At 56.8% G+C, this 13511-nt stretch carries 13 protein-coding genes; 8 read left to right on the top strand and 5 right to left on the bottom strand.

Annotation, left to right across the window (positions count from 1 at the left end; translation table 11 throughout):
• Positions 1-108 precede the first annotated feature (108 nt).
• Entirely contained in the window at positions 109-537 is a 429-nt protein-coding gene (yciA, locus tag ACJ8J5_RS04600; protein ID WP_004932085.1) for an acyl-CoA thioester hydrolase YciA, read from the top strand.
• Positions 538-606: 69 nt separating this feature from the next.
• Here yciA and bioB read toward each other — a convergent pair whose 3' ends face one another.
• The 3 genes from bioB to ACJ8J5_RS04585 all read right to left on the bottom strand — a co-directional run bounded on the left by bioB (position 607) and on the right by ACJ8J5_RS04585 (position 3845).
• Positions 607-1629 (bottom strand): biotin synthase BioB, encoded by a 1023-nt coding sequence (bioB, locus tag ACJ8J5_RS04595; protein WP_043142490.1) that lies wholly within the window; start codon positions 1627-1629, stop codon positions 607-609.
• Between the two features lie 582 nt (positions 1630-2211).
• The gene (tonB, locus tag ACJ8J5_RS04590) at positions 2212-2955 is read right to left on the bottom strand and encodes a TonB system transport protein TonB (RefSeq protein WP_414104443.1); all 744 of its coding nucleotides are present in this window, start codon (positions 2953-2955) and stop codon (positions 2212-2214) included.
• Between the two features lie 236 nt (positions 2956-3191).
• Complete coding sequence (locus tag ACJ8J5_RS04585) at positions 3192-3845, bottom strand: epoxyqueuosine reductase QueH (RefSeq protein ID WP_025303057.1); 654 nt, start codon at positions 3843-3845, stop codon at positions 3192-3194.
• Between the two features lie 175 nt (positions 3846-4020).
• Between ACJ8J5_RS04585 and ACJ8J5_RS04580 the strand changes: the two genes are divergently transcribed.
• Positions 4021-4317, top strand: a complete 297-nt coding sequence (locus ACJ8J5_RS04580; RefSeq protein ID WP_060433188.1) for a YciI family protein — start codon at positions 4021-4023, stop codon at positions 4315-4317.
• Positions 4318-4483: 166 nt separating this feature from the next.
• A complete protein-coding gene (locus ACJ8J5_RS04575) occupies positions 4484-5434 on the top strand; it encodes an amidohydrolase family protein (RefSeq protein ID WP_197834390.1) in 951 nt (316 codons plus the stop codon).
• Positions 5435-5483: 49 nt separating this feature from the next.
• On the opposite strand, the gene ACJ8J5_RS04570 is transcribed toward ACJ8J5_RS04575, so the two are convergent.
• Positions 5484-6485 carry a LacI family DNA-binding transcriptional regulator gene (locus tag ACJ8J5_RS04570; protein ID WP_141968469.1) on the bottom strand — a complete coding sequence of 334 codons (1002 nt, stop codon included), beginning with the start codon at positions 6483-6485 and terminating at the stop codon, positions 5484-5486.
• A 70-nt stretch (positions 6486-6555) separates the two neighbouring features.
• Complete coding sequence (locus tag ACJ8J5_RS04565; RefSeq protein WP_025303061.1) at positions 6556-7110, bottom strand: D-lyxose/D-mannose family sugar isomerase; 555 nt, start codon at positions 7108-7110, stop codon at positions 6556-6558.
• Between the two features lie 228 nt (positions 7111-7338).
• Between ACJ8J5_RS04565 and ACJ8J5_RS04560 the strand changes: the two genes are divergently transcribed.
• From ACJ8J5_RS04560 to ACJ8J5_RS04540, 5 genes are all read left to right on the top strand, one after another.
• Positions 7339-8373, top strand: coding sequence for an NAD(P)-dependent alcohol dehydrogenase (locus ACJ8J5_RS04560; protein WP_060447753.1), 1035 nt, complete (start codon positions 7339-7341; stop codon positions 8371-8373).
• Between the two features lie 4 nt (positions 8374-8377).
• Positions 8378-9895, top strand: coding sequence for a xylulokinase (xylB, locus tag ACJ8J5_RS04555; RefSeq protein ID WP_414104442.1), 1518 nt, complete (start codon positions 8378-8380; stop codon positions 9893-9895).
• Complete coding sequence (locus ACJ8J5_RS04550) at positions 9892-11397, top strand: sugar ABC transporter ATP-binding protein (RefSeq protein ID WP_060447755.1); 1506 nt, start codon at positions 9892-9894, stop codon at positions 11395-11397. Before xylB ends, ACJ8J5_RS04550 begins: the two co-directional genes overlap by 4 nt.
• Positions 11398-11473: 76 nt before the next feature.
• Positions 11474-12451, top strand: coding sequence for an ABC transporter permease (locus ACJ8J5_RS04545; RefSeq protein ID WP_016927501.1), 978 nt, complete (start codon positions 11474-11476; stop codon positions 12449-12451).
• A 33-nt stretch (positions 12452-12484) separates the two neighbouring features.
• A complete protein-coding gene (locus tag ACJ8J5_RS04540; protein WP_025303066.1) occupies positions 12485-13492 on the top strand; it encodes a substrate-binding domain-containing protein in 1008 nt (335 codons plus the stop codon).
• Positions 13493-13511 lie beyond the last annotated feature (19 nt).

Below are 13511 nucleotides of genomic sequence, written 5' to 3'. Positions count from 1 at the left end.
ACCGGCACGTACCGGCAGAAGAAACAAAATAGTTACAAAATTGTTAATGCCTGCGGCATTTGCCGCGGGCAGTATGATGTTATCCCTTCCTTTTAAAAGCAGACTGCTATGACACAACAACGACCTTTACCCAGCGGCGAGCTGGTGCTGCGCACGCTGGCGATGCCGGCCGATACCAATGCTAACGGTGATATCTTCGGCGGCTGGCTGATGTCGCAAATGGATATCGGCGGCGCCATCCAGGCAAAAGAGATCGCCGAAGGGCGCGTGGTGACGGTGCGCGTAGACGGCATGACCTTCCTGAAACCGGTGGCGGTAGGCGACGTGGTTTGCTGCTATGCGCACTGTATCCGCACCGGGCGTAGCTCGATCACCATCAATATTGAAGTGTGGGTAAAGAAAGTTTCTTCCGCCCCGATCGGCCAGCGTTACCGGGCGACCGAAGCGGTGTTCACCTATGTGGCGGTCGATGCAGAAGGCAACTCGCGCGCGCTGCCTGAGGGCAAAATGAATTTCCGCGTCGGTTTCGAAGAATAAGATGATTGAAGCCAACAGCATACTGCTGTTGGCTTGCCGCTTTATCCGTGGGCATATTTAAATGCCGCATCAAATAACCTGATAATACTTCTCATCATCCATAGTCATTACGTCTTTCAGCAATGAAGCGCCCTCTTCCTCGTCTGTCAGTGATTGGTGCACTTTTTGTGTTTTCAGACCCAACTTCCGTATCAATTTCATATCCTGATCCTCATCGGGATTCGTTGCCGTTAACAATTTGCATCCATAGAAAATTGAATTGGCCCCCGCCATAAAACACATGGCCTGCATTTGCTCATTCATTTTCTCGCGCCCTGCCGCGATGCGCACGTAGGAGGTCGGCATCATGATTCTGGCAACGGCAATGACGCGGATATAGTCAAAGGCATCCACCGGCTCACTGTCTTCCAGGGGGGTGCCCGCCACCTTGACCAGCATGTTAATGGGCACACTTTCCGGCGCTTTAGAAAGGTTTGCCAATTGCAAAAGCAGACCAATCCGGTCTAGGTTACTTTCACCTAGACCCAATATTCCACCGGAGCAGACCTTGATGCCAGCCGCCCTGACTTTATCGATCGTCGTTAATCTATCCTGATAAGTGCGGGTTGTGATGATGCTGCCATAATATTCGGGAGAGGTATCCAGATTGTGGCTATAGTAGTCTAAGCCAACGTTAGCCAATCGCTCGACCTGAGAATCAGTCAGTTTTCCCAGCGTCATGCAGGTTTCCAACCCCAACGCCTTAACCCCTCTGACCATCTCCTCCAAATAAGGCATATCGCGTTCGTGAGGATTACTCCAGGCCGCTCCCATGCAAAATCTCGAGGAGCCAGCCTCTTTCGCTGTACGGGCTGACTGTAAGACTTTTTCTACCTGCAACAACTTTTCTGCCCGCAATCCTGTTTTATACCTTGCGCTTTGCGAACAATATTTGCAGTCCTCTGGGCACCCTCCTGTTTTAACAGACAGCAAAGTGCTCATTTGTATTTCCAGCGGATCAAAATGTTGACGATGCACCTTTTGCGCATCATAGAGCAAATCCAACAAAGGCTTATTAAACAGCACTTTCACTTTATCAATCGTCCAGCTCATATTTTCATCCTGATGTTATTCGCAGTGACAGCCCCATCAGACAGCCCCCGTTCTGTCACACAGATTAACGGAGACTTCACTGATCTGAGTGGCTGTTTGAGACCGCACCTTCCCTCGCTCACCGACGAACAATGCAGTGGTCGTCGGCTTAGCGGGCGTAGTGACAAATCTCGCTCCGCATTCAAGCAAATCACCCCTCCATTGTAAACCTGAATTAAATATTACACGTTTACTATTGATTATTTTTTACACAGACTTGGCGCATAATCACGACAGGAATAAATTTAAAACCTGCGTATCCATGTCAAAAAAACTCATAACCTGATGAAAATGAATGTTTTTCAACAGGCATGTAAAAGTATTGCTATGAGAACGGTGAAGTTTGCCGGCAGATTGCGAATATTTATGAGGATAAATTTGGCATTGCGGTAGGAAAAAAGAGGACGTCCACGTAAAACAATCAACGTGAATTATCAGGTCTGGATAGCTTCCTCGCCCAGGCATCGGGCGAGGAAGTCAAGGACGGTAGTCAGATGAAGCGACAAACGATCAACACGCTTGATATCTGTCGCCAGATCTACCTCAGTTCAATTCGGTCGAGCCATCCAGCTTGAAGCGAATGTTGACGATGAGGTCTTTCGCTTCTTTGGCTTCATAGCGCCATTTGCGTAGCGCCTGCTTCACTTCGCGCTCGAACATATTGCGCGGTTCGGCCGACAAGATACGCACGTTACTCAAGCGACCATCGCTGTCGACATCAAACTGGACCCTAACACTGCCTTCAATCTGTAAGGCCAGCGCGCGCGGCGGATACATCGGTTTGGACTGCACCAACGCCTTCGGCACGACCTCGCGCGAATTGCCCTGCACCGGCGCGGCAGGCGCCTGTTTCACCGGCGCTTTGTCGATCGGCTTGGCCGGCGAATCGTTGTTGAACGGTGACGGTTCGCGCGGCTCGACTTTTTTCGGCTCCGGTTTGACCTGTTTTTCGACCTTTGGCTTCGGCTTAGGTTTTGGTTTCGGCTTGACCGGCTCCGGCTTCACGATCGCCTTCGGCGGCGGCTCCACAATAGGTTCCGGTTCTGGCTCCGGCTCAGGTTCGACCTGCGGCGGCGCCGGCTCGGCCGGCGCCGGCGGAGGCGGTTCGGCCATCGTGGCGGTATTGACCATCATGACGCTGATCGGCGCGTCCTCTGGCTTCGGCAGCTCCACCACTTCGTTTACCGAAGCGTAAAGCAATCCCGCCACCAGGGCGCTGTGCAGGCCTACGGACAAGACGAAAGGCACGGATATACGGCGATTAAGGAACATCTTTTTTAGCGGCATAATGATTCTGTTTCCTCTGGTTCGCCAAGTTTAAATGCAAATAGCAATCATATTCAATAACGAAAGGCAAACTATCGCTTTAATCGTCAGTATGCGCGGCTAAAACCAGCAAACTCATAAGGATATTAACCTGGCCGTTGCTTTTTTACCGCCGGGGCGACACGCTTCATTAACGTTTGGCCAGGCGTCAAAAAGTAAAAAACCCGCCGGAGCGGGTTAATTGCGGTGAGTCAGCGCTATTCTTCATCACCATAGTAAAGCACGCCCAGTTTGATCAGCGGTCGCCCTTGCGCCTTACGGTGCAGGTTGGTGTCGCGCAGCGAATAGACGCAGCCGCAGTATTCCTGCTGATAGAAGCGTTCGCGCTTGCTGATCTCTATCATGCGCGACGAACCGCCCTTCTTGCGCCAGTTGTAATCCCAGTACACCAGATCGGGATACTTTTCCGCCGCCCGGATGCCGCAGTCGGTGATCTGCTGCATATTCTTCCAGCGCGAAATGCCCAGCGAGCTGGAGATGGTGTCGTAACCGTGCTCATGCGCATACAGCGCCGTGCGCTCGAAACGCATGTCAAAACACATGGTGCAACGAATACCGCGCTCCGGCTCATTCTCCATCCCCTTGGCGCGGGCGAACCAGTTGTCGGTGTCGTAATCGGCATCAATGATCGGCACCCCGTGCTGCTCGGCGAAACGGATGTTCTCTTCCTTGCGCAGCAGATACTCTTTTTGCGGGTGAATGTTGGGGTTATAGAAGAAAATGGCGTACTCGATCCCGGAGGCCTGGATCGCTTCCATCACCTCGCCGGAACAGGGCGCGCAGCACGAATGCAGCAGCAGTTTGCTTTTGCCCGCAGGCAAATCGAGTTTTTCCCTTACCAGTTCCGTCATATCCTCACCTCAATGGCATATCAGTTTAAGCGCGCCGCACTATACGAATAAAAAGTAGCGGCTTCAAGGCATAAGCGCCAATCCGCGGGGAAATTCGCCGCGCACCGTTCCCCTGCCGCGCCTTTTGCGCTACCTTGGTAACACCGTTTTATAGCCATGATTTTAAAGGTGAAACATGCTTTATCTGATCTACGCGCAAGACGTCCCCAACTCGTTGGAAAACCGTCTGGCGGTGCGCCCGGCACACCTGGCGCGCCTGCAGGCGCTGCGTGACGCCGGTCGCCTGGTGGTCGCCGGCCCTAACCCGGCCATCGACAGCAACGATCCCGGCGCCGCCGGCTTTACCGGTTCGACGGTGATCGCCGAATTCGCCTCGCTGGCGCAAGCTCAGGCCTGGGCGCAGCAGGATCCTTATATCGCCGCCGGCGTCTACGCCGACGTGACGGTGAAACCGTTCAAACAGGTGTTCTGACCTGCTGCACGTTGCCTGATCGGGAGCGGCGCGCCGCTCCCGGATCAATGCGTGCTCTCACCCTAACCCGTCGGTAGAAAAAATGCTCTCTCGCCAGGGGACGTCACGCCGCCTGCCTATACTCTCCTGAACCCGCGGCATCGCCGCGAACTCTGGAGATCGACCGATGCGACTCGACGTACACGCTCACCTGTGGAGCACGGAGTATCTGGATCTTTTGCAAGCGCATGGCGTACACGACGTTGCCGCCTATCGGCACCTGGGCGCCGGCCGCACCGAACGCGAACTCGACGCGCGTTTCGCCCTGCTGGACAACGCCGGCATCGACATGCAAATCCTGTCTGCGACGCCGCTGTCGCCGCATCTGGAAGACGAACAGGCCGCCGTAGAGGCCGCGCGCCGGATCAATGATGAATATGCGGAGCTGGTAGCGCGTTATCCCACCCGTTTTCGGGCTATCGCTTCCTTGCCGCTGCCGCATATCGACGCTGCGTTACGCGAGCTTGAAAGGGCCTTTACCCAGCTCAATATGCTGGGCGCCTGCATCACCACCTCGGTGCTCGGGCTGTCTATCGCCAACCCGCTGTTCGAGCCGCTCTATCAGGAACTCAATCGCCGCCGCAGCGTGCTGGCCATTCATCCCGCCGGCCGCGGCGCGCACTCGCCGCTCATCGCCGATTACGCCTTGACCTGGTCGATCGGCGCGCCGATCGAAGACACAGTCGCCGCCATGCACTTTATCCTCAACGGCATCCCCCAACGCTTTCCTGAGATGAAAATCATTGTGCCGCACCTGGGCGGCCTGCTGCCGATGACGCTGGAACGCCTTGACCAAACCGTCGCGTGGGAGGCGCCGAACACGCCGGAACCGCCAAGCCGCGCCGCCCTGCGCATGTGGTACGACACGGTAGGCCACGATCAGGTGCCCGCGCTGCAAGCGGCAGCAGCGACGTTCGGCACCGAGCGGTTGCTGTTCGGCACGGATTTCCCGTTCCAGCCGGGCGAGCTGTTTCAAACCACGGTGGACTACATCCGGCGCGCGGGATTACCCGAAGAAAAGATGAACGCCATTTTGGATCGCAATGCGGCAACGCTGTTTGGACTGGGCGCAAACTAACGCCCGGAACGAGTGAGCCAAAGCCTCCCCATAAAGGTTGCACCTGCCGTTATATAACGAGTTTTCCCCGTACCACCACTTTGCCCGGTTTGATCTCGGGGTCGGCAATACGACGGATCGCCAGATTCAAGGCTTGCCAGGCGATCTCTTGCAAATCATGCGACACGCAAGGGAAATGGAAACCGTAGATCTCGGCATGCGAAACCTCATCGATGCTGAACAGCGACACGTCCTGCATCAACGGCAGCCGATGTTCGATACAGGCCTTGATGATACCAAGGGAGATCTGGTTATTGCAGCCGACGAAAAAGTCCGGCGCGCGGTGATTGGCCAGCCAGCGGCTCGTCTCTTGCCAGGCGACGTCCATAAAGAAATCGGCATACAGCACTTCAAACGACGCCACTTTCCCTTGCAACGCCGCCTGCAGCCCTGTGACCCTGTCCCGTGCAACGTTGGAGTTCTCCGGTCCGGACACCACCACCACCCGCTGCGCTTTCTGTTCCAAAAGCCAGCGCCCCGCCTGGAGACCGCAGTCCAGGTTATCGATATACACGCCGCTGCAGTGGCGATTGTCCAGTTCCCGGTCGATCAGCACCACCGGGATATTCAATGTTTCCAACCGTTTTAGATAGGAAGGCTGGTACAGATGATCGTTGGAAATGACCGAGAGAATGATCGCATCGACGTTGTAGCCAATCAGTTTGTCGATGATTCTGTCTTCGCTTTCCTGAGACTCATAGGAGTCGAACACCAGGGTGTCGTACCCCATTTTTTGCGCTTCAAGCGTCATCAGGCGTGTCAGGCCGCCAAAGAACGGGTTGGCCATATCCGGGTTGACGATGCCAATGGTTCTGCTGCTTTTCGCCCGCAGGTTGCGCGCCGCGGCATTGACCACATAGCCGAGTTCGGCAGCCGTCTCCCGAATGCGGCGCAGCGTTTCCGGATGAACCTTGTCCGGCTGTGAAAATGCCCGCGACGCGGTGATTTTACTGACGTTTGCCTGTGCGGCCACGCTAGCCAGCGTCGCTTTCCGTCCTCGACCCACTGCCAAATGCAGCTCCTTAGCTTAAAGTATCATTTTGTACCATTGGCAACATCATGACAGAACTTCCATCGTGGCGCTAATGGTTTACGCCTGCCAGGCGGTTAATCCGGGGATCGGTAAAGATATCCAGCTCGTCACGGCTCTCGGAAGAAAACTCGGACACCACCGCACCCCGCTTCCCCGCCTGAAACCAGTGCCGGGTATTGGGGGCGATGGTGTATTGTTCGCCAGGCCGCAAGAGAATATAGCGATTGCAGGTGTACCAAGGTTCTGCGCCCTCTGGCACCCGACATACCGGTTCGCCGCCGGCATCATTAAGCGTCAGGTTTTCATCATCGACAAACAAAAACACCTCTCCCCAACGGCAACGGAACGTCTCTTGCTTGCCGGGTGTGCCGGCAAAGGGAGGATGTAAATGTTCCGGGCAAGTCTGACCAGGAAACAGCACCAGCTCTTTCGCGCAATACCGAGGTGAGTTGACATAGGTCAGCAGCTGCAGCCCTGAGACGGGATAGTCAGCCAAGCCAAACGTCGCAATTTCAATACGTTGCTGTTCTTCCTCAGTCAAAACAATGTCCGCCTCACGCAAGTATTCCAGCGTAGCGGCTATGGCACGTTGTTGTTTGTTCATCATTTCCCCTGCAAAGTAACGGTATCGATATCAGCATGCTGATATTAAAACCGTCATTGCATCGCCGATTTTGTGATCTTCATCCCTATATTGAATAACAACCCACCAGCAAAATTAACTCCCGTCGAGTAATTCCAACATCGATCACAGTTTAACCCCCCGCTTTAGCCCACTATCGCCGCATTGAAATGATATCGTTACCATAAAAATGATTCACCAGGAGGCAATATGAAAGCATTAGTGTTGGCCAAAGCGGGGGAAATCGCTATCGAGGACGTCCAGCTTGCCGAAACGCTGGGGCCCGATGATGTGCAGATAAAAATTCATTCCGTGGGCATCTGCGGCAGCGATGTGCACTATTACCAACATGGCCGCATTGGCCCGTTCGTGGTTAACGCCCCGATGGTGCTCGGCCATGAAGCCGCCGGCGTGGTGCTCGCGACCGGTAAAAACGTCACTCACCTCAGCATCGGCGATCGCGTTTGCATGGAGCCCGGCATTCCCGATCTCAACTCGGCGCAGACGCGCGCCGGGATTTACAATCTGGATCCCGCCGTTCGCTTCTGGGCGACGCCACCGGTGCACGGCTGCCTGCGCGAAACCGTCATCCACCCCGCCGCCTTCACGTTCAAATTGCCGGACAACGTCAGTTTCGCTGAGGGCGCCATGGTGGAACCCTTAGCCATCGGCATGCAAGCGGCCACCAAAGCCGGGATCAAACCCGGCGATATCGCACTGGTGATCGGCGCCGGGCCGATCGGCGTGGTCACCGCCCTCGCGGCGCTGGCGGGCGGCTGTTCGGACGTCATTATCTGCGACCTGTTTGACGAAAAACTCGCCGTGGCGGCCAGTTATGAGGGGCTGCACGCCGTCAATATCAAAACCGGCGACCTGGCGGGGAAAGTGGCCGCGCTCACCAGCGGCAATGGCGCCGATGTCGTGTTTGAATGCAGCGGCGCCAAACCGGCTATCGCTACGCTGGCCGAGCATGCGGCGCCCGGGGCGACCGCCGTGCTGGTCGGCATGCCGATCGATGCCGCGCCGATGGATATCGTCGCCGCGCAGGCCAAGGAAATCACCTTCAAGACCATTTTCCGCTACGCCAACATGTACCCGCGCACGCTGCGGCTGTTGAGCAGCGGCAAATTGCGCGTCCAGCCGTTGATAAGCCAAACCTACAAGTTTTCCGACAGCGTAGCCGCTTTCGAGCGCGCGGCGGCAGGACATGCCTCGGACATCAAAATCATGCTGGAAATGGAGTGATCCTATGGCGCTCTATGCTGGCATAGACTGCGGTACGCAAGGCACGAAAGTCGTGATTGTCGACAGCACACAGGGCGTGATCCTCGGTGAGGGCAACGCCCCTCACCGTCTCATCAGCCAAGCCAATGGCCGGCGCGAACAAGAGGCCGACTGGTGGATTGAGGCGTTAGTCATCGCTTTTCGCCAAGCCGTGACTAACGCCGGCGTTGATGCACGGGAGATTCATGCTCTGGGGGTCTCGGGCCAACAACATGGGTTTGTGCCACTGGACGCAGACGGCAACGTGCTGCACAGCGTCAAGCTGTGGTGCGATACCGAAACCGCAGAGGAAAACGAACGGCTCCTGCAACAGCTCGGCGGAGCCAACGGCTCGCTGGAAACACTCGGCCTGCGGATCGCCACCGGTTATACCGCGTCAAAAATCCTTTGGTTCAAAACACACCATCCGGCGCTCTGGGCAAAACTGCACACCGTGTTGTTGCCTCATGATTATTTGAACTTCTGGCTGACCGGGGAGCGCGTAGCGGAATATGGCGACGCTTCCGGCACCGGGTTGTTCGATGTACGCACCCGTCGCTGGAGCAAAACCGCGGTCGATCTCATCGACGACAGCGGCCGCCTGTGGCAGGCTCTGCCGCCGCTCAAAAGCGCGGAGTGCTGCATCGGCACGGTGCGCCCCGCCGCCGCGGAAAAACTCGGCCTCGGCCCGGCAGTTCGGGTATCGACCGGCGGCGGCGACAACATGATGGCGGCCATCGGTTCCGGCAACATCGAGGCCGGCACCCTTACCCTGAGTCTGGGCACCTCCGGTACGCTATTCGCCTGGTCTGCCGCCCCCGTCACGGCGGAATCGGACATGATTGCCGGCTTCTGCTCCAGCACCAATGGGTGGCTGCCATTGATTTGCACCATGAATGTCACCTCGGCCACCACTGCGGTACAAACGCTGCTGGACGAAGACCTTGCCGGCTTTAACGCTTTGTTGACGCAGGCCGCGCCCGGTGCAGGCGGTGTCGAGATGCTGCCGTTCTTCAATGGCGAACGTGTTCCGCCGTTGCCCCACGCGCGCGCCAGTCTGCATAACCTCGATAGCGACAATTTTACCCGTGCCAATCTCTGCCTGGCGGTAGTCGAAAGCGCTACGTATGGGTTGCGCTATGGCACCGAGCTGTTTCGCCGTCAGGGCATCGAAGCGCGCGAGATCCGCCTCACCGGCGGCGGCGCCCGCAGCGCCGCCTGGCGACAAATCGTCGCGGACGTGATGGGGTGCCCGGTAGTCTGTCTGAAAGCCAAAGAGACCGCCGCGCTGGGCGGCGCCATTCAGGCGATGTGGGCGACGACGTTGGCCGACGATCCGCAGTGGAACGCCGGCGCGTTGCTGGCCGAACTGTGCCGACGTTTCGTTGCGCTGGATGAGACCACGCGCACACGGCCACATGCCGGCAGACAGGCGCAATACGAGACGCTTTATCAACGGTACCTGCAACGCTTGCAGCAGACCTATCCGGAGGTGCAACTGTGACGCGAGATCCCCAGACGCAAGCGCCCGCCTACCTGCTGGAGGTCAGCGGCGTCAGGAAAGCTTTTGGCCCGGTCGTGGCCCTCAAGAATGCGGAGTTTTGCCTGCGGCGTGGATCCATCCATGCCCTGTGCGGTGGCAACGGCGCGGGTAAATCCACCTTTCTCAGCATTCTGATGGGCTTTATTCAACCCGATGGCGGCGACATTTTTATCAATGGCCAACGCTGTGAATTTCATCATCCCCGGGAAGCCCTCAACGCCGGCATCGCCATCGTGCAGCAGGAACTGAGCGCGATCCCGGATCTGACGGTGGCCGAAAACATTTGGCTGGGCCGCGAGCCGAGACGCCTAGGGTTCGTCGATTTCGCGACGCTCAATCAACGCACCACCAGCTTGCTCAAGGAACTCGATTTCAAGATCGACGCCCGAGAGAAAATGCGCAACCTGAGCGTCGCCGAGCAACAGTTGGTCGAGATCGCCAAAGCGCTGTCGCATGCCAATGCCGACATCATCATCATGGATGAACCCACCTCGGCGATTGGCGAGGAGGATGCGCAAAAAATCTTTCAGACGCTTCAGCAACTGGCGGCGAAAGGTAAAGGCATTATCTACGTCTCCCACCGTTTGTCAGAGATATTCCAAATCGCGGACAGCTACACCATTTTCCGCGACGGCGCCTATATCCATGAAGGCTATATCGCTGACATTACCCGTGAGCAGCTGATCGAACACATTATTGGCGGCGAGTACGACAGCGAGTTCGCCAAATTCAATCAGCCCGGTGAAGAGGTCTTGTTGGAGGTCAACGGCCTGTGTTGGCGCAGCAAGATAAAGGATATCAGCCTGCAGCTTAAGCACGGTGAGATCCTGGGCATCTACGGCCTGGTGGGATCGGGCCGCAGCGAGTTTCTCGATCTTATCTTCGGCATTCAGCATGCCGACAGCGGCACGATCCGCTTGGGTGACAAGACGCTGAACCGCCATTCTCCGCGCAAGGCCATCGACAGCGGTATTGCCTACGTGACGGAAGATCGCAAGGAAACCGGCCTAGTGCTGTGCCGTTCCGTCAGTGAAAACATCAATATCGCCTCTTTTGCCGGCATCAGCCGGATGGGGTTTGTCAGCGAGAAACGGGAGCAGGCGCGAACCCGCGACATGATCCAGCGCTTCAACGTTAAAACCCACGATGGCGAACAACCCGTGGGTAACCTGAGCGGCGGCAACCAGCAAAAAGTGGTGCTGGGCCGTTGGGCGCTGCTGGATCCGGAGGTTTTGCTGCTCGACGAGCCGACGCGCGGCATCGACGTCGGCGCCAAGAAAGAGATCTACCGATTTATGTCGGAGTTCGCCTTGCAAAACAAAGGGATCATCATGGTTTCCTCCGAGCTTTCGGAAATTATCGGCATGAGCGATCGCATATTGGTGTTTCGCGACGGGCAGTTGGCCGGCGAGCTTTCGGCGGCCGATGCGACTCAGGCAGCACTGATGAAACTTGCGGTTTAACAGAGAGAGAAAAAAAATGAGCAGCGCCCACTCCTTATCACCAGGAATTTCATTTTTCACCCGCAATAAGCGCCGTATGCACAAGTACGGCATTATCATCGCCTTTTTCGCCCTGTGCCTGATCGTGGCGCTGATTGGCGAATATCAGGTCGCTCAGGGCGCCTGGAGCAGCAATTATTTTCTCAGCAATGAAAACACCCTGATCGTCCTGCGCCAGGTCTCGATCAACGGCATTCTGGCGATCGGCATGACCTTTGTCATTATTACGGCCGGCGTCGATCTCTCCGTGGGCTCGGTGCTGGCGTTAAGCGGGATCGTCGCCGCTCGCTTCGCCACCAACAACAGCGGATTAGCTATCGGCGACACCGCGACCGCCGTCATGGCGCCGCTGATTGTGGCGCTGGGCATCGGCATCGTTTGCGGCCTGGTGAACGGCACCGTGTTAGCCCGTTATCGGCTGCAGCCGTTTATCGTCACCATGGGCATGCTCTCCGCGGCGCGCGGGTTAACCATGTTGACCACCAACGGCAATCCAGTATCGCAATTGAACAGCGATTTCCGCTGGTTAGGCAATGGCTATGTCGGCGGCGTTCCGGTGCCCGTCATCATCTTCATCGTGCTGTTCGCCCTCGCCTGGCTGGTGCTGAATAAAACCCTCTTCGGGCGTTACATCTACGCCGTCGGCGGCAACCCGAAAAGCGCGCGCACCTCGGGGATTAACGTCACCCGCATCAAAATACTGGTGTATACGCTGTGCGGCGCACTGGCCGGCATCGCCGGCCTGATCCTCACCGCACGCACCGGTTCGGCGCAGACCAACGCCGGCGCAGGGTATGAGCTGGACGCCATCGCGGCGGTGGTGATCGGTGGCACCAGCATGGCCGGCGGTGTCGGTACGCTGGTCGGCACCTTCTTCGGCGTGCTGATTATCGGGGTGATGAATAACGGCCTCGATCTGCTCGGCGTGCAATCGTATTACCAACAAATTATCAAAGGCGCATTGATCGTTCTTGCCGTATTGCTCGACCCATCGCGTAAGCAACAGCGCGATTAATAACATCAGACCCAACTCTACCAGGAGAAAACCATGAATAAGACCAAGATAGCGTTGTTTGCCTCTGCCATGATGCTCGGTAGCCTGTCGGCAGCTCAGGCCGCCCCGGTAAAAATCGCGGTATTGATGTACGGCAACAAAGCCGAGTTCGTGCAATTGATGGAAAGGTTCGGGAAGGAGCACCCGGCGGTGAAAAGCGGCGAAGCCGTGCTGACCTTCTACGATGGGCGTTATGATGCATCGGTGCAAAACGATCAGGCCGCCACCGCTATCCAAACGCGCGCCGATGCCATTATCGTCAACCCGATGGATTTTGAGGCCAATATCGATATCGTCACTAATGCCAACGAAGCCAAAATCCCGGTGGTGGTCACCAACGCGCGCCTGAACACGGACGCGATGACGTCTGAAGTGGTGTCTAATGACGAGTTGGGGGGGTATCTGGAAGCCAAAGCCGTCCTGGACAAACTCGACTGCAAGAATCAGAAGGTGAATGTGGTGATTATCGAAGGCCCGAAAGGCGGCAGCGGCGAGATCCAGCGCGGCAAGGGTAACGATAAAGCGATTGCCGAGTGCGGCGCCGGCCAGGTCACGGTACTTGAGCGCAAAACGGCCAACTGGTCACGCGCGGAAGCGCAGCCGCTGATGGAAAACTGGCTGCAGAAGCACCGGGGTAAAATCAACGGCGTGATTGGCCAAAACGACGAGATGGCGCTGGGCGCTATCGAAGCGATCAAAGGCGCTGGCCTGAATGTGAAGGACTTCGCGATTGCCGGCGTTGACGGCGTCTCCGACGCGATTCATGCGGTGCAGGCCGGTGAAATGGTCTCTATTCTGCAAGATGCCAAAGGCCAGATGCAGGGTTCCATCGACGTCGCGCTGCGCGCCGTGAAAGGTGAAAGCTATCAACCACAGTCGGATATCTGGAAACAGTACGCCAAGGATCTGAAATGGGAGGGTGGCACGCAGAAGCATTACTACATTCCGTGGACCGTCGTTACCACAGAGAATGCCCAGCAACTGTTGGACGCGCGCAAGTAATGTCCGGAGCCCCCTGCAC

Origin of the sequence: Serratia sp. CY43202 (assembly GCF_052168755.1) — a bacterium.
Lineage (GTDB): Bacteria > Pseudomonadota > Gammaproteobacteria > Enterobacterales > Enterobacteriaceae > Serratia > Serratia bockelmannii.
Note: the sequence above shows the minus strand (reverse complement) of the source record. Positions and strands in the feature narration are given on the sequence as shown.

Excerpts from the sequence above, each read along its gene's own strand:
- ACJ8J5_RS04545 (WP_016927501.1), top strand. The coding sequence starts at position 11,474 with ATGCACAAGTACGGCATTATCATCGCCTTTTTCGCCCTGTGCCTGATC.
- bioB (WP_043142490.1), bottom strand. The coding sequence starts at position 1,629 with ATGAGCTGGACGATTGATAAAGTGAAAGTGCTGTTTAATAAGCCTTTG.
- ACJ8J5_RS04560 (WP_060447753.1), top strand. The coding sequence starts at position 7,339 with ATGAAAGCATTAGTGTTGGCCAAAGCGGGGGAAATCGCTATCGAGGAC.
- ACJ8J5_RS04565 (WP_025303061.1), bottom strand. The coding sequence starts at position 7,110 with ATGAACAAACAACAACGTGCCATAGCCGCTACGCTGGAATACTTGCGT.
- xylB (WP_414104442.1), top strand. The coding sequence starts at position 8,378 with ATGGCGCTCTATGCTGGCATAGACTGCGGTACGCAAGGCACGAAAGTC.
- ACJ8J5_RS04540 (WP_025303066.1), top strand. The coding sequence starts at position 12,485 with ATGAATAAGACCAAGATAGCGTTGTTTGCCTCTGCCATGATGCTCGGT.
- yciA (WP_004932085.1), top strand. The coding sequence starts at position 109 with ATGACACAACAACGACCTTTACCCAGCGGCGAGCTGGTGCTGCGCACG.
- tonB (WP_414104443.1), bottom strand. The coding sequence starts at position 2,955 with ATGCCGCTAAAAAAGATGTTCCTTAATCGCCGTATATCCGTGCCTTTC.
- ACJ8J5_RS04575 (WP_197834390.1), top strand. The coding sequence starts at position 4,484 with ATGCGACTCGACGTACACGCTCACCTGTGGAGCACGGAGTATCTGGAT.
- ACJ8J5_RS04585 (WP_025303057.1), bottom strand. The coding sequence starts at position 3,845 with ATGACGGAACTGGTAAGGGAAAAACTCGATTTGCCTGCGGGCAAAAGC.
- ACJ8J5_RS04580 (WP_060433188.1), top strand. The coding sequence starts at position 4,021 with ATGCTTTATCTGATCTACGCGCAAGACGTCCCCAACTCGTTGGAAAAC.